The organism is Oryzobacter faecalis (assembly GCF_046764005.1).
Lineage (GTDB): Bacteria > Actinomycetota > Actinomycetes > Actinomycetales > Dermatophilaceae > Oryzobacter > Oryzobacter faecalis.
Window position 1 is genome coordinate 321,914 of sequence record NZ_JBKOFW010000002.1, and the last position, 23,343, is coordinate 345,256.

Annotated in this window: 21 protein-coding genes; 12 read left to right on the forward strand and 9 right to left on the reverse strand. The window is 72.5% G+C overall.

The genetic code is table 11. The annotated features are described in order from the left end of the window. Window positions 1-150: 150 nt before the first annotated feature. Window positions 151-1,242, reverse strand: coding sequence for an inositol-3-phosphate synthase (locus tag ACK8HX_RS05370; protein WP_411939632.1), 1,092 nt, complete (start codon window positions 1,240-1,242; stop codon window positions 151-153). Window positions 1,243-1,309: 67 nt separating this feature from the next. Continuing rightward, window positions 1,310-1,882, reverse strand: a complete 573-nt coding sequence (locus ACK8HX_RS05375; protein WP_411939633.1) for a PadR family transcriptional regulator — start codon at window positions 1,880-1,882, stop codon at window positions 1,310-1,312. A 234-nt stretch (window positions 1,883-2,116) separates the two neighbouring features. Here ACK8HX_RS05375 and ACK8HX_RS05380 point away from each other — a divergent pair, with 234 nt between their 5' ends. From ACK8HX_RS05380 to rplI, 6 genes are all read left to right on the forward strand, one after another. Next, window positions 2,117-4,354: a transglycosylase domain-containing protein gene (locus ACK8HX_RS05380; protein ID WP_411939634.1), complete on the forward strand. Its 2,238-nt coding sequence runs from the start codon at window positions 2,117-2,119 to the stop codon at window positions 4,352-4,354. Between the two features lie 15 nt (window positions 4,355-4,369). Beyond that, window positions 4,370-5,728: a hypothetical protein gene (locus ACK8HX_RS05385; protein ID WP_411939635.1), complete on the forward strand. Its 1,359-nt coding sequence runs from the start codon at window positions 4,370-4,372 to the stop codon at window positions 5,726-5,728. Window positions 5,729-5,759: 31 nt separating this feature from the next. Then, window positions 5,760-6,047: a 30S ribosomal protein S6 gene (gene rpsF / locus ACK8HX_RS05390; protein WP_377639432.1), complete on the forward strand. Its 288-nt coding sequence runs from the start codon at window positions 5,760-5,762 to the stop codon at window positions 6,045-6,047. A gap of 52 nt (window positions 6,048-6,099) precedes the next feature. Then, window positions 6,100-6,672 (forward strand): single-stranded DNA-binding protein, encoded by a 573-nt coding sequence (locus ACK8HX_RS05395; protein WP_411939636.1) that lies wholly within the window; start codon window positions 6,100-6,102, stop codon window positions 6,670-6,672. Window positions 6,673-6,794: 122 nt separating this feature from the next. After that, window positions 6,795-7,031: a 30S ribosomal protein S18 gene (gene rpsR, locus ACK8HX_RS05400; protein WP_345206939.1), complete on the forward strand. Its 237-nt coding sequence runs from the start codon at window positions 6,795-6,797 to the stop codon at window positions 7,029-7,031. A gap of 19 nt (window positions 7,032-7,050) precedes the next feature. After that, complete coding sequence (gene rplI / locus ACK8HX_RS05405; protein ID WP_411939637.1) at window positions 7,051-7,497, forward strand: 50S ribosomal protein L9; 447 nt, start codon at window positions 7,051-7,053, stop codon at window positions 7,495-7,497. 64 nt (window positions 7,498-7,561) lie between these two features. Here the strand turns inward: rplI and ACK8HX_RS05410 are convergent, their stop codons facing one another. Continuing rightward, on the reverse strand, window positions 7,562-8,572 hold the full coding sequence (locus tag ACK8HX_RS05410; protein ID WP_411939638.1) for an NAD-dependent epimerase/dehydratase family protein: 1,011 nt from the start codon (window positions 8,570-8,572) through the stop codon (window positions 7,562-7,564). A gap of 86 nt (window positions 8,573-8,658) precedes the next feature. Here ACK8HX_RS05410 and radA point away from each other — a divergent pair, with 86 nt between their 5' ends. The 4 genes from radA to ACK8HX_RS05430 all read left to right on the forward strand — a co-directional run bounded on the left by radA (window position 8,659) and on the right by ACK8HX_RS05430 (window position 12,874). Next, the gene (gene radA / locus ACK8HX_RS05415; RefSeq protein WP_411939639.1) at window positions 8,659-10,062 is read left to right on the forward strand and encodes a DNA repair protein RadA; all 1,404 of its coding nucleotides are present in this window, start codon (window positions 8,659-8,661) and stop codon (window positions 10,060-10,062) included. Window positions 10,063-10,188: 126 nt separating this feature from the next. After that, window positions 10,189-11,271, forward strand: a complete 1,083-nt coding sequence (disA, locus tag ACK8HX_RS05420) for a DNA integrity scanning diadenylate cyclase DisA (RefSeq protein ID WP_411939640.1) — start codon at window positions 10,189-10,191, stop codon at window positions 11,269-11,271. Between the two features lie 51 nt (window positions 11,272-11,322). After that, on the forward strand, window positions 11,323-12,198 hold the full coding sequence (locus ACK8HX_RS05425; RefSeq protein WP_411939891.1) for an HhH-GPD family protein: 876 nt from the start codon (window positions 11,323-11,325) through the stop codon (window positions 12,196-12,198). A 67-nt stretch (window positions 12,199-12,265) separates the two neighbouring features. Continuing rightward, window positions 12,266-12,874, forward strand: a complete 609-nt coding sequence (locus ACK8HX_RS05430; RefSeq protein ID WP_411939641.1) for a hypothetical protein — start codon at window positions 12,266-12,268, stop codon at window positions 12,872-12,874. Between the two features lie 82 nt (window positions 12,875-12,956). Here the strand turns inward: ACK8HX_RS05430 and ACK8HX_RS05435 are convergent, their stop codons facing one another. Next, window positions 12,957-14,276, reverse strand: a complete 1,320-nt coding sequence (locus tag ACK8HX_RS05435; RefSeq protein WP_411939642.1) for an LVIVD repeat-containing protein — start codon at window positions 14,274-14,276, stop codon at window positions 12,957-12,959. A gap of 201 nt (window positions 14,277-14,477) precedes the next feature. Between ACK8HX_RS05435 and ACK8HX_RS05440 the strand changes: the two genes are divergently transcribed. Both ACK8HX_RS05440 and ACK8HX_RS05445 read left to right on the forward strand, forming a co-directional pair. Then, on the forward strand, window positions 14,478-15,170 hold the full coding sequence (locus ACK8HX_RS05440; protein WP_411939643.1) for a DUF305 domain-containing protein: 693 nt from the start codon (window positions 14,478-14,480) through the stop codon (window positions 15,168-15,170). A gap of 120 nt (window positions 15,171-15,290) precedes the next feature. Further along, window positions 15,291-17,282 carry a gluzincin family metallopeptidase gene (locus tag ACK8HX_RS05445; protein WP_411939644.1) on the forward strand — a complete coding sequence of 664 codons (1,992 nt, stop codon included), beginning with the start codon at window positions 15,291-15,293 and terminating at the stop codon, window positions 17,280-17,282. Window positions 17,283-17,318: 36 nt separating this feature from the next. Here ACK8HX_RS05445 and ACK8HX_RS05450 read toward each other — a convergent pair whose 3' ends face one another. From ACK8HX_RS05450 to ku, 5 genes are all read right to left on the reverse strand, one after another. Then, complete coding sequence (locus tag ACK8HX_RS05450; RefSeq protein WP_411939645.1) at window positions 17,319-17,855, reverse strand: amino-acid N-acetyltransferase; 537 nt, start codon at window positions 17,853-17,855, stop codon at window positions 17,319-17,321. Window positions 17,856-18,210: 355 nt separating this feature from the next. Beyond that, window positions 18,211-20,721: an ATP-dependent Clp protease ATP-binding subunit gene (locus ACK8HX_RS05455; RefSeq protein WP_411939646.1), complete on the reverse strand. Its 2,511-nt coding sequence runs from the start codon at window positions 20,719-20,721 to the stop codon at window positions 18,211-18,213. Between the two features lie 199 nt (window positions 20,722-20,920). Then, on the reverse strand, window positions 20,921-21,748 hold the full coding sequence (locus tag ACK8HX_RS05460; RefSeq protein ID WP_411939647.1) for an Fpg/Nei family DNA glycosylase: 828 nt from the start codon (window positions 21,746-21,748) through the stop codon (window positions 20,921-20,923). 74 nt (window positions 21,749-21,822) lie between these two features. Then, on the reverse strand, window positions 21,823-22,380 hold the full coding sequence (locus ACK8HX_RS05465; protein ID WP_411939648.1) for an NYN domain-containing protein: 558 nt from the start codon (window positions 22,378-22,380) through the stop codon (window positions 21,823-21,825). Between the two features lie 11 nt (window positions 22,381-22,391). Continuing rightward, window positions 22,392-23,312, reverse strand: a complete 921-nt coding sequence (ku, locus tag ACK8HX_RS05470; RefSeq protein WP_411939649.1) for a non-homologous end joining protein Ku — start codon at window positions 23,310-23,312, stop codon at window positions 22,392-22,394. Between the last annotated feature and the right edge of the window lie 31 nt (window positions 23,313-23,343).

Below are 23,343 nucleotides of genomic sequence, written 5' to 3' on the forward strand. Positions count from 1 at the left end.
GCGGTAGGTCGCGGCGAAAGCCGGGATGGGTGCGGCCGACGGGGGCGCCGGAGGCCGGGGTGGGTCGCGGTGGGCCGACCGGAACGCCGAAGGGCGGCACCCCTGCTCGGGTGCCGCCCTTCGGGCCGGGGGAGCGAGAGCCGGTGCGGCTCAGCGCTCCTCGGTGCCGGCGATGAAGGCCTCGAGGCGGGCGCGACCGACGTCGTCGGGGCGCTGCTCCGGCGGGGACTTCATCAGGTACGACGACGCGGACAGCAGGGCGCCGCCGATGCCGCGGTCCTTGGCGATCTTCGCCGCGCGGATGGCGTCGATGATGATGCCCGCCGAGTTGGGCGAGTCCCACACCTCGAGCTTGTACTCGAGGTTCAGGGGGACGTCGCCGAACGCGCGACCCTCGAGGCGGACGTAGGCCCACTTGCGGTCGTCGAGCCACGCGACGTAGTCGGACGGGCCGATGTGGACGTTCTTGTCGTCGATCTTGCCGGCCAGCGGGCCGTTGAGGTTCGAGGTCACGGCCTGGGTCTTGGAGACCTTCTTGGACTCCAGGCGCTCGCGCTCGAGCATGTTCTTGAAGTCCATGTTGCCGCCGACGTTGAGCTGGTAGGTGCGGTCGAGGGTGACACCGCGGTCCTCGAACAGCTTCGCCATGACGCGGTGCGTGATGGTCGCGCCGACCTGGCTCTTGATGTCGTCGCCGATGACCGGGACGCCGGCGGCCTCGAACTTCGCGGCCCACTCGGGGTCGGAGGCGATGAAGACCGGGAGGGCGTTGACGAAGGCGACGCCGGCGTCGATCGCGCACTGCGCGTAAAACTTGTCGGCCTCCTCGGAGCCCACCGGGAGGTAGGACACGAGGACGTCGGCCTCGGCGTCACGCAGCGCCTTGACGACGTCGACCGGCTCGGCGCCGGACTCGTCGATCGTCTGGCGGTAGTACTTGCCGAGGCCGTCGAGGGTGTGGCCGCGCTGGACGGTGACACCGGTGGTGGGGACGTCGGCGATCGTGATCGTGTTGTTCTCGGAGGCGTTGATCGCCTCGGCGAGGTCCTTGCCGACCTTCTTGTCGTCGACGTCGAACGCGGCGACGAACTCGACGTCGCGCACGTGGTAGTCGCCGAACCGGACGTGCATGAGACCGGGGACGGTCCCCGCCGGGTCGGCGTCGCGGTAGTAGTGCACGCCCTGGACGAGCGAGGACGCGCAGTTGCCGACGCCGACGACGGCGACGCGGATGGAGCCCATGGTCTTCTCCTGGTGGTCGGTGGATGGGGACGGGTGCCGGGAGCCGCGACGGTGCGGCGGCCCGGCGCTACGGCTGGGGGCCGGGGTCGGTGGGGTGGCGCCGTTCGGCGTCGATGAGCTCGGTGAGCCAGCGGACCTCGCGCTCGGTCTGCTCCTCGCCGTGCTGCTGCAGGGCCGAGCTCCAGGCGTCGAGGCGCTCGCGGGAGCGGGTGGAGGCGGTGCGCACCCGGTCGAGGTCCTCCTCCAGGCGCGAGCGGCGCCCCTCGAGGATCCGCAGGCGCACCTCGTGCTCGGTGCGGGCGAAGAAGGCGAACCGCACGTCGAAGCCGTCGTCGTCGTAGGAGGAGGCGTCGGCACGGGCGACGAGCGCGGCGAAGTGCTCCTTGCCCGCGGCGGTCAGCTCGTAGACGACGCGCGGCCGCTTGCTCGTGGGGCCCGGGCCCGGCACGTCGGACGCCTCGGCGATGAGGCCGCGCCCCAGTAGCGCCTTGAGCGCGGGGTAGAGCGTGCCGTAGGAGAGGGCGCGGAAGGGGCCGAGCGCGGTGTTGAGGCGGCGCCGCAGCTCGTAGCCGTGCGTGGGTCCCTCGTGGAGCAGGCCGAGGACGGCGAACTCCAGCAGGTGGGCACGACGGCTGACCACGGCTCTCCTCACGGGTCGGTCGTCCTCGCGGAACGGACCGGACATTCTCGGCGTTTGTCAGGGGGACGCTAACACAGATATATCGCTCCGATACATCGCCGTCCCACCGGACCGACCGCGACGAGGGCGTCGCGATTTCGGGAATCCCCAGGGTGTCCGGTCATACTGGCCGTCGGAGTACCGACGGTCCCGGGCCCGCCACCGGGCCGTCCCCCGATCCCTCCCCGGAGATCCATGAGCACCCGCAAGCCCCGTACCCGCGCCGAGGCCAAGGCCCAGCAGGCCCGCCGGGCGGCCGCCGCCTCCGGCGCCGCCGCCGCACCCGGCGCCGGCCGCAGCGCCGCCCGCCCGGGCGCCGGCCCCCGCCGCGGCGGTCCCGCCGGCCGCCGGTCGGCGCGCCGCACCTGGGGGCTGCGCGCCCTGTGGACGGCGCTCGTCCTGTTCATCCTCGGTGTCATCGGGGTCGGCGTCGCGTACGCGATGACCGACGTCCCCGAGCCGAACGAGATCGCCACGGCCCAGGCGTCGATCGTCTACTACGCCGACGGCAAGACCGAGATGGCCCGCCTCGCCGACGCCGACGGCAACCGCGAGTCGGTGCCGCTGTCCAAGGTCCCCGACCACATGCAGAAGGCGATGCTCGCGGCCGAGGACCAGGACTTCTACCAGAACAACGGCATCTCCCCGACGGGCATCGGGCGGGCGATCTGGGTCGCCGTCAAGGGCGGCGCGGCCACCCAGGGCGGCTCGACGATCACCCAGCAGTACGTGAAGAACTACTTCCTCACCCAGGACCGCACCCTGTCGCGCAAGGCCCGCGAGATCCTCATCGCGATCAAGATCGACAAGCAGCAGTCCAAGGACCAGATCCTCGAGAACTACCTCAACACCATCTACTACGGACGTGGCGCGTACGGGATCCAGACGGCCTCGAAGGCGTACTTCAACAAGGACGTCTCGAAGCTGACCCCCGCCGAGAGCGCGTTCCTCGCCTCCGTCATCCGCGGGCCCTCCCTCTACGACCCGGGCCTGGGCGCCGAGCAGCTGGCCAACGCCAAGGAGCGCTCGGGCTTCATCCTCGACGCGATGGTCGAGAACGGGTGGCTGTCCGCCGCGGAGCGCGAGAAGGCGCGGGCCTTCCCCGAGGTGCCCAAGTACAAGCCGCGCACCCAGAGCGGCCCCGTCGGCTACCTCACGCAGATGATCAAGGGCGAGCTCGTCGACAAGTACGACATCCCCGAGTCCGACCTCGACCGCGGCGGCCTGCGGATCGTCTCCACGATCGAGAAGACCAAGCAGGACGGCATGGTCAAGGCCGTCAAGGACGAGCGCCCCGACGTCGACGACGTCCACGTCGGCATGGCCTCGATCCGCCCCGGCGACGGCGCCATCGTCGCCCTCTACGGCGGCGAGGACTACTCCAAGCGGCAGCAGAACGCCGCGACGCAGGACAAGATGCAGGCCGGCTCGACCTTCAAGATCTTCACCCTCATCGCCGCCCTGCAGTCCGGTGACGTCAGCCTGAAGACCCGGATGGACGGCAGCAGCCCGCAGTTCTTCGAGGAGTTCGCCGACCCCAACGCCGCGACGAGCAACGGCAAGCGCGGCCGGGTGAAGAACTTCGGCGACGAGTCCTTCGGGCAGATCGACATGCTGCGGGCCACGGGCCGCTCGGTCAACACCGTCTACGCCCAGCTCAACATCGAGGCCGGACCCGAGAACTCGATGAAGGCCGCCGCGGACGCCGGCGTGCGCAGCAAGCTCGAGCCGAACATGGCCAACGTCCTCGGCACCGACTACGTCACGGTCCTGGACATGGCCAACGCCTACGCGACGATCGCGGCGCAGGGCAAGCGGGCCGACCCCTACATCGTGCGCGAGATCCGCTTCAGCGACCCGTCGGTCCCGGCGATCAAGGCCGAGCCGAAGGCCCAGCAGGTCTTCGACCAGGACCTCATGCGCGACGTCATCACCGCGATGCAGGAGCCGGTCGAGGGCGGCACCGCCCGCTACGTGGGCAACAACCTCGGTCGCCCCGCCGCCGGCAAGACCGGCACCTCGGAGAGCTTCCGCTCGGCGTGGTTCGACGGCTACGTCCCGCAGCTCGCGGCCGCGGTCGGCCTGTACCGCAGCGACGACAAGGGCGGGGAGCTGAAGATGGAGAACCTGCCCGGCGGGGTGGGCGACATCACCGGCGGCACCTTCCCCGCCCGGATCTGGACCGCCTACATGGAGGTCGCGCTCAAGGGCTCGAAGATCGTGCCGTTCCCGAAGCCGGCCAACATCAACCCCGACGCCGACCCGCCGCCCCCGCCGCCGCCGCCCACCACCACCTCGGCCCCGCCGTCGACGACCGCCCCGCCCTCGAGCGGCCCGCCGTCGCCGAAGCCGTCGCAGTCGAAGACGAACGGCAACCCCTCGCCCCCGGGTCAGCCGCAACCGTCGGAGACGGTCTCGCCGATCATCCCCTGACCCGTCAGGAGGACGGTGAGCGGCGAGGACGCCCTTCGTGAGCCGGCGTCCCCGCTGACCTCGAGCCAGGTGCTCGGTGGTCCGCGGGGGCGCCGGCTCCGTCGACCTGCGGCAGGTCCCCTCGCGGCCCTCGCCCCGGTCGTCGCGCTCCTCGCCCTCCCGCTCGCGGCCGCGGCGCTGCGGCAGGCCGGCTGCCTCTCCTCCGGCTGGAGCGGGCGGACGCCGGTGTGGCGGCAGTGTGCCTCGCCCCTCGTCGCCGACGTCCTCGGCGCCGACCTCGGTCGGGGCCTGCTCGCCTACCTCGGCGGGTCGGTGCGCCTCGAGGAGCCGGTCGTCGCCGGCTCCGTGCACGCCCTCCTCGCCGGACTGGCCCCGGGTGAGGGGCTCGCGGCCCAGCGGTGGTTCCTCGCGGCCTGGGTCGTCCTCGCGGCCGGCGTCCTCGCGGCCCTCGTCGTGGCGGTGGGCACGGTGCGCCGTCACCCCGGGGCCGACCCGGTGGCCCTCGCCCTCTCGCCCGTGCTCGCGCTCACGGTGCTGCTCTCCCCGGCCCTCGTCCCCGTCGCGCTCGCCGTCGCCGCGACGTGGGCGTGGTCGCGGTCGCGGGTCCCGCTGGCCGGCCTCCTCGGGGGGCTCGCCGTCCTCGGCGGCTGGCCGTCCGCGGCTGTGCTGCTCGCGCTCGCCCTCGTGCCGGCGCCGGGAGGGCGGGCGGCGGTGGTGCGTCTCCTCACGTGGGCCGGAGCGGCGGTCGGCGCCGTCGGGCTCGTCGTCGCGCTGCTCGACGTCCGGACGCTGACCCGCCCGGTGACCGCATGGCTCGAGGACGGTGCCGGCCCGGGCGGCCTGCTGTACCTCGCCACCCTGGCCGGCCACCCCGTGGGCGCCGGGCACGTGGCGGTCGTCGCCGCGCTCGGGGCGGTGCTCGCCGCCGTCCTCGTCGTCCTCGCCGCCCGCCGGCCCCGGCCGACGGTGGGCGCCGCGGCCGTCGTCGGGCTCGTGGGCCTCCTCGTCACCGGCCCGGCGCTGGCGCCGGCCGCGGCCCTGTGGGTGCTCCCGTTCGCGGCGCTGGCCGGTCTGCGCTGGCGCGACCACCTGCTGTGGGCCGGCGCGGAGGCCGTGCACTCCCTCGCCCTCTTCACCCACCTGACGACGTCCTCCGACCCGGACAAGGCGCTGCCGCCCGGCTGGTACGCCATCGCGCTCACGCTGCGGGTCGGGGCACTCGGATGGGTCGCCTGGCGGGCGTGGCAGGCGACGAGTTGGGAGCACGCGGGGTCGGCCGGTACCCTGTACAGGTTGCCCTCTGGGAGCCCTGTGGAAAACCCCGGTGGCCCTGTCGGCAACGCTGCATACCCTCCTGTCACGGAAGGACCGTGACCGCCACAGACCGAAGGAGGCGGGTTAACGCATGCGTCAGTACGAACTCATGGTCATCCTCGACCCGGAGCTCGACGACCGGACCGTCCAGCCCTCGCTGGACCGTTTTCTCAAGGTCGTGACCACCGATGGTGGCTCCGTCGACAACGTCGACATCTGGGGTCGCCGCCGCCTGGCCTACGAGATCAAGAAGAAGTCCGAGGGCATCTACGCCGTCGTCAACTTCACCTCCGAGCCGGCGACGGCCAAGGAGCTCGACCGCCAGCTCGGCCTCAACGAGTCGGTCATGCGGACCAAGCTCATGCGCCCCGGCGCCTGAGACCGGTCCCTTCCACCGCACCAGTCGGAACGACTCGAAGGAGCCCCTGACCATGGCAGGCGAGACCACCATCACGATCGTCGGCAACCTCACCGCCGATCCCGAGCTCCGGTTCACCCCCTCGGGGGCCGCCGTCGCGAACTTCACCGTGGCCTCCACGCCGCGCACGTTCGACCGGCAGTCCAACGAGTGGAAGGACGGGGAGACCCTCTTCATGCGCTGCTCGATCTGGCGCGACTCGGCCGAGAACGTCGCCGAGTCCCTCCACCGCGGCACGCGCGTCATCGTCACCGGCCGGCTGAAGTCGCGCTCGTACGAGACGAAGGAGGGGGAGAAGCGCACCGTCATCGAGCTCGACGTCGACGAGGTCGGCCCGTCGCTGCGCTACGCCAGCGCGAAGGTCACCAAGGCCGAGCGCGGCGGTTCCGGTGGTGGCTTCGGCGGCCAGCAGGGTGGCTACGGCGGCCAGCAGAACGACCCCTGGGCGACCGGCGGCTCCGCGCCGCAGGGCGGCCAGCAGGGTGGCTTCGGCGGCCAGCAGGCCCCCCAGCAGCCGCAGGGCGGCCAGGGTGGCCAGCAGGGTGGCTGGGGCCAGGCTCCCAGCTACGACGAGCCCCCCTTCTGATCCTTCCGACACCGGGGCGCGCGGCACACCCGTGACGCGCCACCCCCACCACCGAACGACACCATCCCTGGGAGACCAGGGCTCATCCGCCGGGACACCACCGGCAGAAGGAGAGCACCACGATGGCCAAGCCCGCCATTCGCAAGCCCAAGAAGAAGGCCAACCCGCTCAAGGCGGCGAAGGTCGAGAACATCGACTACAAGGACGCCGCGCTCCTGCGGAAGTTCATCTCCGACCGCGGCAAGATCCGTGCCCGCCGCGTCACCGGCGTGACCGTCCAGGAGCAGCGCCTCATCGCCAACGCCGTGAAGAACGCGCGTGAGATGGCGCTCCTGCCGTACTCGAGCTCGTCCCGCTGAGCCAAGGAGCGATCAGAACATGAAGGTCATCCTCACCCACGAGGTCTCCGGCCTCGGAACCGCCGGTGACGTCGTCGACGTCAAGGACGGCTACGCCCGCAACTTCCTCTTCCGCCGCGGTCTCGCGACGGCGTGGACCAAGGGCGGCCAGAAGCAGGTCGAGGCCATCGCCAAGGGCCGCGAGTCCCGCGCCGTGCAGTCCCTCGAGGAGGCGAAGTCGATCAAGGGCAACCTCGAGGCCTCGCCGATCCCGGTCACCGCGCACGCGGGCCAGGGCGGTCGCCTCTTCGGCGCCGTCTCGACCGCCGACATCGCCGCGGCCGTCAAGGCCGCCGGTGGTCCGGCGCTCGACAAGCGCAAGATCGAGGTCCCGACCCCGATCAAGACCACGGGCACCCACGCGGCGCTCGTCCGCCTCCACCCCGAGGTGCAGGCCAAGGTCTCGCTCGACGTCGTCGCCGGCTGACGCCGACACCTCGTCACCGAGGGCCCCGGACCGTTCGCGGTCCGGGGCCCTCGTGCGTGCGCGGTCAGTGGGCGCCGGGACGGTAGGACGCCGGGAGCCGGCCGATGTCGACCAGCCAGGCGATGGTGTCGTCCATGGTCTCCTGCCACGGACGCGGGAGGACGCCCAGCTCGGTGCGCGCCGCCGTGTCGTCGAGTCGGCAGTCCCGACGGTGCAGCTCCACTCCCTCGGGGTCCGCCGGGTAGCGGATCGACTCCGGAAGCACGCGGTGCAGGGCCCGGACGGGGCGGGTCGAGGCCCTCGCCACCGCGGCGGGGAGCACGACCACGGGGCGACGCCGGCCGATGGCCGAGGAGATCGCCGCGAAGTAGGCCCGGCCGTCGAGATGGTGGCCCGGGACGACGTACCGCTTCGGCCCACGGCCACTCTCCACGGCCGCCACGACAACGGCAGCCACCTCGCGGACGTCGACGTACATCGCGCCCCCGGTCGGCCACGCCGGCAGCAGTCCCCTCGCGACGGCGGCCACCCGGGACGCCTGGTCCCCGACGTACGGGTCGTGCGGCCCGTGGACGCCTCCGGGGTACACCGTCACGACCGGCGCTCCCGAGTCCTGCAGCCTCCGGGCCACCCGCTCGGACTCGATCTTGGAGCGGGCGTAGGGCTCGTCGATGTCGCCGAGGGGCAGGTCCGGCCCGCTCCCACCGTGGCGAACCAGGGCCACCGTGCTCGACACGTGGACGACGGGGTCGCAGCCAGCCGTGACGGCGGTCCCCAGGACGACCTCGGTGGCCGCGGCGTTCGTCGCGAGCCTGGCCTCGTGGCGCGGGTCGAGGTCGAACACGGCGGCGGCGTGGACGACCGCGTCGCACCCGGCAACCGCGGCCCGGACCACGTCGACGTCGAGCACATCACCGGCCACCACCTCGTCGGGCGTGACGGGGTGCGGGGCGTAGGTCCGCTCGACCTGCTCGGGCCGGCGGGCCAGCACCCGGACGGTGTGGTCGGCGCGCAGCAACCCCACCGCGGCGTGGGAGCCGACGTAGCCGGTCGCGCCGGTGACAAGGACCTTCATGGACCGCAGCCTCGCGGTGCCGGGACCCCGACGGCAATGGCCCGGTCGGGGGGTCCCTGTCGGCGGCGGAACCTAGGGTGGGCGCCATGGCCACCCCGACCCGACGCACCAGCCGTGGTTCCTCCGCGTTCCGCTGCTCCGAGTGCGGGTGGCAGGCGGTCAAGTGGGTCGGCCGCTGCGGCGAGTGCCAGGCGTGGGGGTCGGTCGCCGAGGTCGGTGCCGTCAGCGTGCGCACGGCGCCGGTCGCGTCCGTGCAACGCCCCGCCCTCCCCATCGGCGAGGTCGACGCGTCGCGGGCCGTGGCGCGGCCGACCGGCGTCGCCGAGTTCGACCGCGTCCTCGGCGGCGGGCTCGTGCCGGGGGCCGTCGTCCTCGTCGCGGGGGAGCCCGGCATCGGCAAGTCCACCCTCCTGCTCGACGTCGCCGCGCGGGCCGCGCGCTCCGGCGAGCACGGTGAGCGGCGCGTGCTCTACGTCAGCGGAGAGGAGTCCGCCGCCCAGGTCCGCGCCCGGGCCGAGCGCATCGAGGCGATGGCGCGCTCGCTCTTCCTCGCGAGCGAGACCGACCTCGCCACCGTCCTCGGCCAGGTCGAGCAGGTGCAGCCCGAGCTGCTCGTCGTCGACTCCGTCCAGACCGTCAGCAGCGCCGAGGTCGAGGGCGCCGCGGGCAACGTCTCGCAGGTCCGTGAGGTCGCGGCGGCGCTGATCCAGGTCGCCAAGGCCAGGGGCATCGCCGTCCTCCTCGTCGGGCACGTCACCAAGGACGGTTCCATCGCGGGGCCGCGCGTCCTCGAGCACCTCGTCGACGTCGTCGTCCAGTTCGAGGGCGACCGGCACAGCAGGCTGCGGCTGGTCCGGGCGGTCAAGAACCGGTACGGGCCCACGGACGAGGTCGGCTGCTTCGACCTCTCCGACGTCGGGGTCGTCGGGCTCGCCGACCCCAGCGGCCTCTTCCTCTCCGGGCGCACCGCCGAGGTGGCCGGCACGTGCGTCACCGTCACCCTCGAGGGCCGGCGCCCGCTCGTCACGGAGGTCCAGGCGCTCGTGACGTCGTCGAGCCTCGCCACGCCGCGGCGCGCGACGAGCGGCCTCGACACCGCGCGGGTCAACATGATCCTCGCGGTCCTCGACAAGCGGGCCCAGGCCCCGATCGGCGGCAGCGACGCCTACCTGTCCACGGTGGGCGGGGTCCGCCTCACCGAGCCGGCCGCCGACCTCGCGGTCACCCTCGCGCTCGCCGGAGCCATCACCGACCTCCCGCTGCCGCCCGGCACGGTCGCCTTCGGCGAGGTCGGCCTCGCGGGGGAGGTCCGCCCGGTCACCGGCGCCCACCGCCGCCTCGCCGAGGCCGCGCGCCTGGGGTTCACGCGCGCGGTCGTCCCGCAGGGGGTCCTCGGGGCCGGCCCGGTTCCCGACGGGCTGCGCCTGCTCGAGGTCGCGACGGTCGGCGAGGCCGTCGGGCGTGCGCTCCACGAGGGCGTCACCCGCTGACCGCCGTCCGGGCGGGCCGTTCCCGGCGGCGCCGCGGCCCCCGGGACGGATAGGATGCGCTGACCGGTCGTGGCCCCACCGCGGCCCCGGGGGTCCACACCAAGGGCACGAGCACGAGGAGCGAGCGTGGCGGTACAGCCGAACGACGACGAGCTCCAGCGTGCCACCCTGGCCGCCGTCGCCCCGGGCACCGAGCTGCGCGACGGCCTCGAGCGGATCCTGCGCGGTCGCACCGGCGCGCTCATCGTCCTCGGCAACGACCGCGTCGTCGAGCAGGTCTCCACCGGTGGGTTCCCGCTCGACGTCGAGTTCTCCGCCACCCGGCTGCGCGAGCTGGCGAAGATGGACGGTGCCATCGTCTGCGACCGCGACGTCACCCGCATCCTGCGGGCCGCCACCCAGCTCGTGCCCGACGCGCGCATCGAGACGAGCGAGTCGGGCACCCGGCACCGCACCGCCGAACGCGTCGCGAAGCAGACCGGCTACCCCGTCGTGTCGGTGAGCCAGTCGATGCGGATCATCGCGCTCTACGTCGCCGGCCGGCGCCTCGTCCTCGAGGACTCCAGCGCGATCCTGTCCCGCGCGAACCAGGCGCTGCAGACCCTCGAGCGCTACAAGTCGCGCCTCGACGAGGTCACCGGCACCCTGTCCGCGCTGGAGATCGAGGACCTCGTCACCGTCCGCGACGTCGCCAACGTCCTCCAGCGCCTGGAGATGGTGCGCCGGATCAAGGACGAGATCGCCGACTACGTCGTCCAGCTCGGCACCGACGGGCGACTGCTCAGCCTCCAGCTCGAGGAGCTCACCGGCGGCCTGTCCGACGACCTCGGCCTCGTCATCCGCGACTACCTCCCCGAGGCCAAGGCGGGCTACGACCTCGACGAGGCGATCGCCAACCTCACGGCCATCGACTCCACCGAGCTGCTCGACCCCTCGGCGGGGGCGCGCGCCATGGGCTTCACCATCGTCGGCGACGCCCTCGACTCCTCGGTCAGCCCGCTGGGCCACCGCCTGCTGTCGAAGGTCCCGCGCCTGCCGGGTGCCATCGTCGACCGGCTCGTCGGCCACTTCGGCAGTCTGCAGAAGCTGCTCGCCGCGAACATCGACGACCTCATGGACGTCGACGGCGTCGGTGAGGGTCGCGCGCGCCTCGTCCGCGAGGGCCTGTCGCGGCTCGCCGAGTCGAGCATCCTCGAGCGCTACGTCTGACGCCGGGTCGTCGTGACCGCCCGCACCACCCCTGACCCGCTGCTGTCCGCGATGGACGCGGCCGTCCTCCACGAGCGCCTCCTGCGCTGGTACGCGACCCACGCGCGCGCCCTCCCGTGGCGCACGCCCGACTGCTCGCCGTGGGGTGTCCTCGTCTCCGAGGTGATGGCCCAGCAGACCCCGGTCGCCCGCGTGGCGCCGGTCTGGAGCGCGTGGATGGAGCGCTGGCCCACACCCGCGGACCTCGCCGCGGAGGCGCCGGGCGAGGTCGTGCGCGCCTGGGGCCGGCTGGGTTACCCACGGCGGGCGCTGCGCCTGCGCGAGGCCGCGGTCGCCGTCACCGAGCGGCACGGCGGGGTCGTCCCCGCCGACGAGCACGCCCTGCGCGCCCTCCCCGGCATCGGGGCCTACACGGCCGCCGCCGTGGCGGCGTTCGCCTTCGGGCGGCGGGCGACCGTCGTCGACACCAACGTGCGTCGCGTCCTCGTCCGCGTGGTCGAGGGCCGCGAGTACCCCGCACCCGCGCTCACGGCCGCCGAGACCCGGCTCGCGACCGCGCTGCTCCCCGAGGACGAGCGCGACAGCTCGACGTGGAACGTCGCCGTGATGGAGCTCGGCGCGCTCGTGTGCCGCGCCCGGACCCCCCAGTGCGACCGGTGCCCGCTGCTCGACCGGTGCGCCTGGGTGCGGGACGGCCGCCCGCCCCACGACGGCCCTGCCCGACGCGGCCAGGCCTGGCACGGCACCGACCGGCAGGTGCGCGGCGCCGTCCTCCAGCGGCTGCGCGACGCCCATGGCGCCGTGGCGCGCACCGACCTCGAGGACGCGGGCGAGGACCCGGCACAGGTCGACCGGTGCATCGGCTCGCTCGTCGAGGACGGCCTGCTCGAGCCGCTCGCCGACGACCGGTACCGCCTCCCCGCCTGACGACGAGTCCGACCGCCACCCGGAACCGGGTGGCGTGAGCACCCGGGCCCGGCGCCACACTGGTCCCATGACGACGACCGCACCCGCCGGCACCCACGCCCCCGCTCCGGTCCACCGCACGCCCGAGGAGCTGCACGCCTTCCTCCCCACGCTGCAGGCGGCCCCCAAGGACGCCGGCACGCTCGAGCTCGTGGTCCGCCGCCCGGCTGCCGGCGAGCGCGAGGTCCTCGAGGAGGGCGAGCTCGACCTCGCGGTCGGGCTCGTCGGCGACACCTGGGCGGTGCGCGGGAGCAGCCGGACCGGCGACGGCGGGCCGCACCCGGACATGCAGCTCAACGTCGTGAACGCCTCGCTCGCGGGCTTCCTCGCGGTCGACCCAGCGCGGCGCGCCCTCGCCGGCGACCAGCTCTACCTCGACCTCGACCTCTCGCACGAGAACCTGCCGACAGGGTCGCTCCTCACGATCGGGGACCTCGACGTGCGCGGTGCCGTCATCGAGGTCACCGAACCGCCGCACACGGGGTGCGCGAAGTTCGTCGACCGCTTCGGTGCCGAGGCGATGCGCTTCGTCAACGGCCAGGTGGGACGGCCGATGCGCCTGCGCGGCCTCAACGCCCGGGTCGTCGTGCCCGGCCGCGTCCGGCCGGGTGACCGGGTCGGCGTCACCCGGCCCTGACGGCGCGGCACCTCCCGGGAACGGCCCGCACGCGGAACGGCCCGCCCCCGGTGTGGGGCGGGCCGTCCGGTGAGGAGGGACGTCAGCGGATCGGGTAGACCGGCTGCGTCTGGGCGTTGAACTCCCGCAGGCGAACCGAGTTCGCCGTGCGCAGGGTCGGGTCCTTGAGCATGAGGACGTCGAAGCCCTTCTGGATGTCCGAGCTGTAGACGAACCCGTTGTAGTAGTACGCCGACCACGAGCCGCCGAGGTTGGTGGGCACGAGCGGACCGCGCTCGAAGTAGTCGAGCTCCTTCGGGGCGCTGGAGTCGGTGAACTCCCACAGCGAGACGCCACCCTGGTACCAGGACTGGACCATGACGTCACGACCGTCGACCGGGATGATCGAGCCGTTGTGCGCGACGCAGTTCTCGGTGTTGTTCTGGTGGCGCGGGATCTTGTAGTACGACTTGAAGGTCAGCTGGTTGTCCGACCCGAGGTCGTAGATCGCGTTGGCCCCGCGGTTCGGCCCGATGGCCTCGTTGCAGGTGGCGCCGGCGCCACCGCCGAGCTCGTCGGTGAAGACGACCTTGGACGCGTCGGCGTTGAACGTGGCCGAGTGCCAGAAGGCGAAGTTGGTGTCGCGCACCGTCTCCTTGACCACCGGGGCCTCGGGGTTCGAGATGTCCATGATGACGCCGTCACCCATGCAGGCGCCCGCCGCGATCTTCTTGGCCGGGTAGGCCGTGATGTCGTGGCAGCCGGCCGTGTTCGTGTTGCCGCCGTCCGGGAAGAGGACGGGGGTCGCGACGACACTGGCCGTCGTCGGGGCGCCGTGCGGCACCTTGATGATCGAGATCAGGTCGTGCGGCGGCTGGCAGTCGGGGAAGTCCGCGCGCGGCCCGTACGAGGACACGTAGAGGTAGTCGGCGTCCGCGCCCGGGACGACGGTGTGCGTGTGCGACCCGCAGTTGGTCTCGACCGACTTGATGTACTTCGGGTTCCGCACGTCGGAGACGTCGAAGATCTTGATGCCCTCCCACGACGCCTTGTTCGCCGCGGTCTGGGCGACGCTGGAGCAGCTGTCGTCGCTGCGCGAGGAGTCGGTCGACAGGAACACGAGGTTGCCACGGACGCTGATGTCGTTCTGCGCACCCGGGCAGTTGACCTGCGACAGGGTCACCGGCGCCTCGGGGTCGGAGATGTCGTAGATGATGAAGCCCTGGTAGTTGCCGACGTAGGCGCGGTTGCCCTGGAAGGCGAGGTCCGTGCCGAACTGGCCGACGAACGGGCCGACGTGCGGGGTGTTGCTCAGGTGCTTGATGTTCTTGCTGTAGCCGATCTGGTCCGGCGCGAGAGCCGTACCGGAGACACCGAGTCCGTCTCCGGCGGAGGCCGCTCCGATGCCTCCCAGTGCGGTCATCAGCAGTCCTGCCGCTGCAACCGCGAGGGTTCGCGTGCGCTTCATGTCCACCTCGTGTGTGTCGGACGGGGCGCCGTCGAGGGATGGCGAGGGCGCGCCGTCAGGGGTGTGGGTTTCGCCATCCTCGCCCACACAGGAAGTCCAAAGGGTCATGGGGAGGTAAAGAAATTCGACGTGCCGCACCGCAGTTAGAGTGCACGCGTGACGAGCCCGACCCGCCCCCGCCGTACCGCGCCCACCTGGGCCGCCGGAGCCCTCTGCCTCGCCGCCCTCCTCACCGGGTGCACCTCGGACGAGGGCTCGTTGCCGGCGGTCAGCGCGGTGACGCCGAGCGCCCCCGTCATCCAGCCCGGCCAGCCCGGGGAGCCGAACGCCACGCTCAGCGGGTCGGCGGCGGCCCCCTCCTTCAGCCCCACGGCCTCTCCCGCGGACACCCGCTTCTTCCAGGAGATGATCGTCCACCACGCCCAGGCGCTCGTCATGGTCGAGTCGGTCCTGCCCGACCTCACCGACAGCGAGGTGGGCGCCCTCGCCTCCCGCATCCGCGACGAGCAGCGCCCCGAGATCGACGCGATGGCGAGCTGGCTCGAGGGCCGCGGGCAGGACGTCCCGCCGGAGGCCACCAACCCCCGGCTCACCGACCACGGCACCCACGCCATGCCCGGGATGGCGACCCGGGAGGAGATGTCCAGGCTGGCCGCGGCGACGGGGCCCGAGGCCGACCGCCTCTTCCTCACCCTCATGGTCAGGCACCACGAGGGGGCGATCGACATGGTCGGGAAGCGTGGCGCCTCGGGGTCCGACCCCCGGGTCGAGGAGACGGCCGACGACATCGCCGTGACGCAGACCAAGCAGATCGCCCAGATGCGGGCGATGCTCGAGCGGCTCGGCTGACCCGAGGCCCCCTGCGACACCACGCAGAACCGGCTGTCGCCCCCGACACCGGCGGCTTACGCTTCCTCCAGCACGCCAGAACCGGCGAGCAGGCCGGGCCGAGCTGGAGGAACGGACATCGTGGGGGACACGAGAGGGCGCCGCGCGCCCTGGGTGACGGCGGTCGTCGCAGCGATGCTGCTGGCCGCCCCGTCGGCGGTCGCGGACGAAGGCCTGGCCACCGGGGCGGTCAGCCGGTACGTCCTCGACGCGAAGCGGACCACCGTCAAGGCCTCGATCCGGCTCGAGCTGCGCAACGTCACCCCCGACCGGGGCAACACCTACTACTTCTACAACGCGTTCGCCGTGCCGGTGCCGGCCGGTGCCGAGAAGGTGCGCGCGCGCAGCAACGGTCGGTCCCTGTCGGTGTCCCTGCGCCCCACCGACGACGCCTCGACCAGGCTGGCCCGGATCACCTTCCCGAACCTGCTGTACGACCGCAGCCGCACCATCGAGCTCACCTTCGAGGTGCCCGGCGAGAAGCCCCGGTCGAAGGACTCGACGCGGGTCGGGCCCGGCTACGCGTCGTTCGCCGTCTACGGCGTCGGCGACGAGGGACGCAACCGCGTCGAGGTCGTCGCGCCCTCGGCGATGTCGTTCGACGCGACGAGCGAGGCGTTCTCCTCGGCCGAGTCCGGCGGGTCGACGACGTGGACGGCGACCGAGAACGACCCCGACGGCGGCTTCTTCGCCGTCGTCTCCCTCCGCGACCCGAAGCAGGTCGACGAGCGGACCGTCGACGTCGCCGGGACCTCGCTCATCCTCAGCGGCTTCACCGACGACACGAAGTGGGGCGACTTCGTCGCCGACAAGGTGACGACGGGGATCCCCGTGCTGGAGAAGCTCGTCGGGACGCCGTGGCCCGGCGGCCTCGAGCGGATCCGCGAGGACGCCGCCCCCTCGGTGTACGGCTACGACGGCTGGTTCGACCCGAGCGACGACGAGATCGTCGTCGGCGAGCAGCTCGACGCCGACCTCATCTTCCACGAGCTCTCGCACGCGTGGCTCCAGGGCGACCGGTTCGACGAGCGGTGGGTGTCCGAGGGCCTGGCCCAGGTCGTCGCCGAACGCGCGATCCGGGTGACCGGCGGTGAGGTGCGCACCCACCCGACGGTGAGCCCGACGAGCAAGGACAACCTGCCCCTCAACGAGTGGGGCAGCGCCGAGCGCTCCGGCGACGTCGACGCGTACGCCTACCCGGCCGCCTACCGGGCGACCGCCGCCGTGACCAAGGGCCTGGACGACGCGGCGTTCGCCGAGGTCGTGCGGGCTGCCATCCGCGGGGAACGGGCCTACGACGCCGCCGGGACGCGCGACCCCGACGGTGGCCGCACGACGTGGGCGCGCTGGCTGGACCTGCTCGAGACCCGGGCCGGGGTGGAGGACGCCGCGTCCGTCTTCGCCCGCTGGGCCCTCACCGACGACGAGAAGGAGCGCCTGCCGACACGGGCGCAGGAGCGTACGGCCTACGCCGCCCTCGACACCGCCGACGGCGCATGGCTGCCGCCCGACGGCCTGCGCGACGCGATGACGTCCTGGGACTTCGAGCGCGCCGCGTCGGTGCGGGCGAAGATCGAGGCCCTCGGCGCGCGGGCGGTCGCGGTCCAGGACGCCGCCAAGCGCGTCGGCACCGAGGTGCCCGACGTCATCCGCGACGCGTACGAGAAGGCCGAGCAGGACGAGCAGTACGCCGCGCTCGCGACCTCGCTGCCCAAGGCGGCGACCGCCGTGACCGCCGTCGGCGAGGCTCGCCGGGCGGCCCGCGCCGACCGCGACCCGCTGAGCGAGCTCGGTGCGGCCGTCCTCGGCGTCGACGGCCGGGCCGTGGAGGCCGTCGACCTGCTCGGCGAGGGACGGCTCGACGAGGCGACCGCGGCTGCCCGCGAGGTCACCGACCGGGCCGACCGCTCGCTCCTCGTGGGGCTCGCCGTCCCGCTCTGCCTGTTCCTCCTGCTCGCGGGCGGGTTGCTGCTGGCGCGGCGCGTCCTCGCCGGCCGCCGTCGCCGCGCGCAGCTGCTGGCGCAGGAGCGCGAGCGCCTCCTCGCCGGCCTGACCCCCACGGCCCCCTCCTGACGCCGTCGTGCGCGCACGCTCGGGGGACGGGCAGCCTCAGAGGACGCGGAGCATCCGGGTGTTCCCGAGGGTGTTCGGCTTGACCCGCTCGAGGTCGAGGAACTCGGCGACGCCCTCGTCGTAGGAGCGCAGCAGCTCGAGGTAGACCTCGGGGTCGACCGCCTGGCCCTCGATGGGCTCGAACCCGTGCCGCGAGAAGAACGCGGTCTCGAAGGTGAGGCAGAACAGCCGGGACAGGCCGAGGTCGCGGGCGCGCGCGACCAGCCGGTCGAGCAGGGCCGATCCCACCCCGTGCCCCAGCGCGGACTCGTGGACCGCGAGCGTGCGGACCTCGCCGAGGTCCTCCCACAGGACGTGGAGGGCCCCGCAGCCGACGACCTCCCCGTCGAGCTCGGCGACGACGAAGTCCCCGACCGACTCGTAGTAGGCCACGGCCTCCTTGTTCAGCAGGACGCGACGCTCGGCGAGGGGGGCGACGAGCGCGCGGATGGCGCGGACGTCGGCGGTGCGGGCGGCCCGGATCGCCAGGGACCCCGGCGGGCGGGGGAGCGGGGGGCGCTCGGCGGCGGTCACGGCCCGAGCGTATCCCGGGCGGTGAGTGGCGGGTCGTCGGCTCGGCACACCCGGGCCGTCCCGCGCACTGGAGCACAGCGGTGCGGGAGCTGCCGGCGACCCACCACCCTCTCCCGTCCCGGAAAGGCGGAGATGGTGGCGGCCCGCCACCGCAGGGGTGGTGGCGGGCCGCTCGTGCAAGGTGCCCCGGAGGCCCTTGCAGGAACAATCCTGCGCCACGGGTGGTTGGAGGCGGGTCAAGGAAGGGCAAAAGTTGGGTCAAATCCCCCGGCGCGGGGTGAGTTGGCCCCGGGAACGCGACGAGGCCCCCGACCCAGCGGGTCGGGGGCCTCGTCGCGGAGGGCGTCGCCTCGGCTCAGCCCTCGGCGGCGACCACCGGCACCTCGATGGCCCGCGAGTGCGGCGTCCCCTCGAAGGTGAAGCCGTCGTCCTTGGACTCGCCCGTGGCGTCGACCGCGACGATCTCGCCGGACTTCAGCTCGCCGAAGAGGATCTTCTCCGAGAGCACGTCCTCGATCTCGCGCTGGATCGTGCGGCGCAGCGGACGGGCACCGAGGACCGGGTCGTAGCCCTTGGTCGCGAGGAGGTTCTTCGCGGCCGGGGTGAGCTCGATCCCCATGTCCTTGTCCTTGAGCCGCTTGTCGAGCTTGGCGATCTCGAGGTCGACGATCTGGACGATCTCGGCCTGGCTCAGCTGCGGGAAGACGATGGTGTCGTCGACGCGGTTGAGGAACTCGGGGCGGAAGTGCTGCTTGAGCTCGTCGGTGACCTTGGCCTTCATCCGCTCGTAGTCCGAGCGCGTGTCCGGGCCCGCCGAGAAGCCGAGCGTGCCCTTGGAGATGTCCCGGGTCCCGAGGTTGGTCGTCATGATGATGACGGTGTTCTTGAAGTCGACCATCCGACCCTGGGAGTCGGTGAGGCGGCCGTCCTCGAGCACCTGCAGCAGGGAGTTGAAGATCTCCGGGTGGGCCTTCTCGACCTCGTCGAACAGCACGACCGAGAACGGCTTGCGCCGCACCTTCTCGGTGAGCTGGCCGCCCTCCTCGTACCCGACGTACCCGGGGGGCGAGCCGAACAGCCGTGACACGGTGTGCTTCTCGCTGTACTCGGACATGTCGAGCTGGATGAGGCTGTCCTCGTCGCCGAAGAGGAACTCGGCGAGCGTCTTGGCGAGCTCGGTCTTCCCCACACCGGTCGGGCCGGCGAAGATGAACGAGCCACCGGGACGGCGGGGGTCCTTCAGGCCGGCACGGGTGCGGCGGATGGCCTGGGACAGCGCCTTGATGGCGTCGTCCATGCCGACGACCCGCTTGTGCAGCTCGTCCTCCATGTGGAGCAGGCGGCTGGACTCCTCCTCGGTCAGCTTGAACACCGGGATCCCCGTGGACGCGGCGAGGACCTCGGCGATGAGCTCCTCGTCGACCTCGGCGATGACGTCCATGTCGCCGGACTTCCACTCGGCCTCGCGCTTGGCCTTCTCGTGGCGCAGGTTCTTCTCGTCGTCACGCAGGCGCGCGGCCTTCTCGAAGTCCTGGCCGTCGATGGCCGACTCCTTCTCGCGGACGACGGTGGCGATCTTCTCGTCGAACTCGCGCAGGTCCGGCGGTGCGGTCATCCGGCGGATGCGCAGTCGCGCGCCCGCCTCGTCAATGAGGTCGATCGCCTTGTCCGGGAGGAAGCGGTCGTTGACGTAGCGGTCGGCCATGTTCGCTGCCGCCACGAGGGCGCCGTCGGTGATGGAGACGCGGTGGTGAGCCTCGTAGCGGTCGCGCAGGCCCTTGAGGATCTCGATGGCGTGCGCGAGCGTCGGCTCGGCCACCTGGATCGGCTGGAAGCGGCGCTCGAGTGCGGCGTCCTTCTCGATGTGCTTGCGGTACTCGTCGAGGGTCGTCGCGCCGATGACCTGGAGCTCGCCGCGGGCGAGCATCGGCTTGAGGATCGAGGCCGCGTCGATGGCGCCCTCGGCGGCACCCGCACCCACGAGGGTGTGGATCTCGTCGATGAACAGGACGATGTCGCCGCGGGTGCGGATCTCCTTGAGGACCTTCTTCAGCCGCTCCTCGAAGTCACCGCGGTAGCGGCTGCCGGCGACGAGCGCGCCGAGGTCGAGGGTGTAGAGCTGCTTGTCCTTGAGGGTCTCGGGGACCTCGCCTCGGACGATGTCCTGGGCCAGGCCCTCGACGACGGCGGTCTTGCCGACGCCGGGCTCGCCGATGAGGACGGGGTTGTTCTTCGTGCGGCGCGAGAGCACCTGCATGACCCGCTCGATCTCCTTCTCGCGGCCGATGACGGGGTCGAGCTTGCCCTCGCGGGCGGCGGAGGTGAGGTTGCGGCCGAACTGGTCGAGGACGAGGGAGCCGGCAGGGGTGCCCTCGGCGGGGCCGCCCTGGGTGGCGCCGCCACCGGAGGAGGGGCCCTCCTTGCCGCCCTGGTACCCCGAGATCAGCTGGATGACCTGCTGGCGGACGCGGGACAGGTCGGCGCCGAGCTTGACGAGCACCTGGGCCGCGACGCCCTCGCCCTCACGGATGAGGCCGAGGAGGATGTGCTCGGTGCCGATGTAGTTGTGGCCGAGCTGCAGCGCCTCGCGCAGGCTCAGCTCGAGGACCTTCTTGGCCCGCGGGGTGAACGGGATGTGGCCCGTGGGGGCCTGCTGGCCCTGGCCGATGATCTCCTGCACCTGCTCGCGGACGGCCTCCAGCGAGATGCCGAGGCTCTCGAGGGCCTTGCTGGCCACTCCCTCACCCTCGTGGATGAGGCCGAGGAGGATGTGCTCGGTCCCGATGTAGTTGTGGTTGAGCCCCCGTGCCTCCTCCTGGGCGAGCACGACGACGCGCCTGGCGCGGTCGGTGAACCGTTCGAACATGGTGCTTCTCCTGACGTCGAGTCACCCTCGATGCTAGTCGCGCCGCCTGTCCCTGACGGTGTCCTTGTGGACTCGGGTCCGAGGTGTGGGCGGCGCATCGTTCGAGGGTGTCAACGTGGGGCCGCCGGGCGCGTGTTCCGTGTTCGCTCAGGGCAGACGGGAAACCCCTGCTCAGGCCCCGCGGGCTTCCTCCCGGCCGTCAGCTGCGGCGCTGGCAGCGGCCGCACCAGAACAGGTTGCGGCCGGCGACGACCTGCGTGCGGACCTTCGACCCGCAGACCGGGCAGGGCTGGCCGGCCCGCTTGTAGACGGCGGAGGTGCGCTCGAGCAGGCGGGGGACCTCGCCGCGGCCGAGCGCCGCCTCGACCTCGAGCACCTGTTCCTCGACGGTGACGATCCGCCCCGTCGTGACACCGAGAGGCATGAGGCGGGCGAGGTCGGCCCAGATGAGCCGCCACGACGCGCGCTTGAGCCTGCGGCCCTCGGTGAACGGCGAGAGCCGGTGCCGGAAGAGCACCTCGGAGCGGTAGACGTTGCCGACGCCGGCGAGCACCGACTGGTCCATGAGGAGCTCGGCGACCGACCGGCCCGACCGGTGGATGCGCGTCCACGCCACGTCGGGGTCGGCGTCGGGGCGCAGGGGGTCGGGCCCCAGCCCGGCGAGGACGGCGTCGACGCGCTCGGGGGTGACGACCTCGCAGAGGTTGGGCCCCCGCAGGTCGGCGACGTGCTCCCCCGTGCGCAGCCGGAGGCGGACCTGCCCGACGGCGGGGACCTCGGCCGTCCACTCGTGGCTGTCGACGGTGAAGGTGCCGATGAGGCCCAGGTGGACGTGCAGCCACCGGTCACCGGCGAACTCGACGAACAGGTGCTTGCCGCGGCTCGTGGCACGGAGCAGCTCGCGGCCGGTGAGCTCGGCGGCGCCCTCGGTGAACCGGCCCTGCGGGCTCGTGACCTCCGGGTTCGACCCGGCGAAGGCCTCGTGGAGGTCGCGGGCGAGCGCGAACAGCGTGTGACCCTCGGGCATGCCCGCCAGCCTAGGCGGCGCGGACGACGCCCGCGGTGGCCCGGTGGCGCGCCGTCATCCGCGACGCGCCGACGTCATCCGAGGAACTCCTCCGGGTCGAACTCGGAGAGCGGGATGACGCGCACGCGCGGCAGGCGCGAGTTGAACGCGCCGACGTCGTGCTCGAGGTCGATGTGTTCGACGCCCTCGATCTGCAGGGCGCCCGCGGTGAACTCGCGGAACCCGACGACGGCGACGCGGCGACCGTCCTCGACGAGCGTGCGCAGGTGAGCGGCGAAGTCGGCGTCGTGGCTGGCGAGGACGACATCGGCGTCCTCGTGGTCGCGCAGCGCGTCGAGGGTGCGCTGGATGCCGATGTCGACGACCTTCTCGCCCTCGTCGCCGGTGAGCGCGACGGGGCGGTAGCCGTTGGCGAGGAGCGCCTGGACGAAGGGCAGCGGCAGGGTGCCGCCGGAGACGTTGAGGAAGAACAGGCCGGTGGCGGGCTGGCCCCAGCGGTCCTCGAGGTGGTCGGTGAGGCGCTGCCAGCGCGGCCGCTCCTCGGGCTGGGGTCGCCGGCCGAGGACGGACGAGCCGAGGGTGGCGTCGAGGTTCTCGCCGTCGACGAGGACGTACGTGCGGCGGGTGCTCACGGTGCTCACGCTCAGCTGGCCTTCTTCGCGGTCTTCTTCGCCGCGGTCTTCTTGGCCGGGGCCTTCTTCGCGGCGGCCTTCTTCGTCGTGGTGGCTGCGGTCTTCCTGGCCGGGGCCTTCTTCGCCGGCTCCTTCGCGGGGGCGGGCGCCTCACCCCGGCCGGCCTTGGCCTTCTCGACCGAACGGGCGAGCGCGGCGAGCAGGTCGACGACCTCGCCGGACTCCTCCTCCTCGGTCTCGATGGCCCGGACCTCGCCGCCCTCGACCTTGGCGCGGACGAGCTCCTTGACGGCGAGGGCGTAGTCGTCCTCGTACTCGTCGGGGTCGTAGTCGCCGGCGAGCTGGTCGATGAGCATCTTCGCCATGTCCATCTCCTGCTTGGACGTCTTCTCGTCGCCGCCGAGGTTGGCGAAGTCGGCAGCGCGGACCTCGTCGGGCCAGAGCATCGTCTGCATGACGATGACGCCGTCGCGGACGCGGAGGACGGCCATCGTCATGCGGGTGCGGATGGAGACGGTGACGATGGCGACGCGCTTCTCCTTCTCGAGGGCGTCACGGAGGAGGACGTAGGGCTTGGTGGCCGACTTGTCGGGCTCGAGGTAGTAGCTCTTGTCGAGCCACATGGGGTCGATCTGGTCGGCGGGGACGAACTTCGTCACGCCGATCTCCTTGCTCGTGCGCGAGGGGAGGTCGGCGAAGTCCTCGTCGGTGAGGATGACCATGTCGCCGTCCTCGGTCTCGTAGCCCTTGGCGATGTCGTCGTACGAGACCTCCTCGCCGTCGATCTGGCAGATGCGCCGGTACCGGATCCGCCCGCCGTCCTCGCGGTGCACCTGGCGGAACTGCACGTCGTGGTTCTCGGTGGCGGAGTACAGCCGCACCGGCACGTTGACGAGGCCGAAGGAGACCGCGCCCTTCCAGATCGCGCGCATCGAGCCCACACCCTTCCGAGGAGGTCGCCCG

Coding starts and splice junctions, on each gene's coding strand:
- ACK8HX_RS05370 (WP_411939632.1), bottom strand. CDS start 1,242: ATGGGCTCCATCCGCGTCGCCGTCGTCGGCGTCGGCAACTGCGCGTCC.
- ACK8HX_RS05380 (WP_411939634.1), top strand. CDS start 2,117: ATGAGCACCCGCAAGCCCCGTACCCGCGCCGAGGCCAAGGCCCAGCAG.
- rpsF (WP_377639432.1), top strand. CDS start 5,760: ATGCGTCAGTACGAACTCATGGTCATCCTCGACCCGGAGCTCGACGAC.
- ACK8HX_RS05395 (WP_411939636.1), top strand. CDS start 6,100: ATGGCAGGCGAGACCACCATCACGATCGTCGGCAACCTCACCGCCGAT.
- rpsR (WP_345206939.1), top strand. CDS start 6,795: ATGGCCAAGCCCGCCATTCGCAAGCCCAAGAAGAAGGCCAACCCGCTC.
- rplI (WP_411939637.1), top strand. CDS start 7,051: ATGAAGGTCATCCTCACCCACGAGGTCTCCGGCCTCGGAACCGCCGGT.
- ACK8HX_RS05410 (WP_411939638.1), bottom strand. CDS start 8,572: ATGAAGGTCCTTGTCACCGGCGCGACCGGCTACGTCGGCTCCCACGCC.
- radA (WP_411939639.1), top strand. CDS start 8,659: ATGGCCACCCCGACCCGACGCACCAGCCGTGGTTCCTCCGCGTTCCGC.
- ACK8HX_RS05425 (WP_411939891.1), top strand. CDS start 11,323: ATGGACGCGGCCGTCCTCCACGAGCGCCTCCTGCGCTGGTACGCGACC.
- ACK8HX_RS05430 (WP_411939641.1), top strand. CDS start 12,266: ATGACGACGACCGCACCCGCCGGCACCCACGCCCCCGCTCCGGTCCAC.
- ACK8HX_RS05435 (WP_411939642.1), bottom strand. CDS start 14,276: ATGACCGCACTGGGAGGCATCGGAGCGGCCTCCGCCGGAGACGGACTC.
- ACK8HX_RS05455 (WP_411939646.1), bottom strand. CDS start 20,721: ATGTTCGAACGGTTCACCGACCGCGCCAGGCGCGTCGTCGTGCTCGCC.
- ACK8HX_RS05460 (WP_411939647.1), bottom strand. CDS start 21,748: ATGCCCGAGGGTCACACGCTGTTCGCGCTCGCCCGCGACCTCCACGAG.
- ku (WP_411939649.1), bottom strand. CDS start 23,312: ATGCGCGCGATCTGGAAGGGCGCGGTCTCCTTCGGCCTCGTCAACGTG.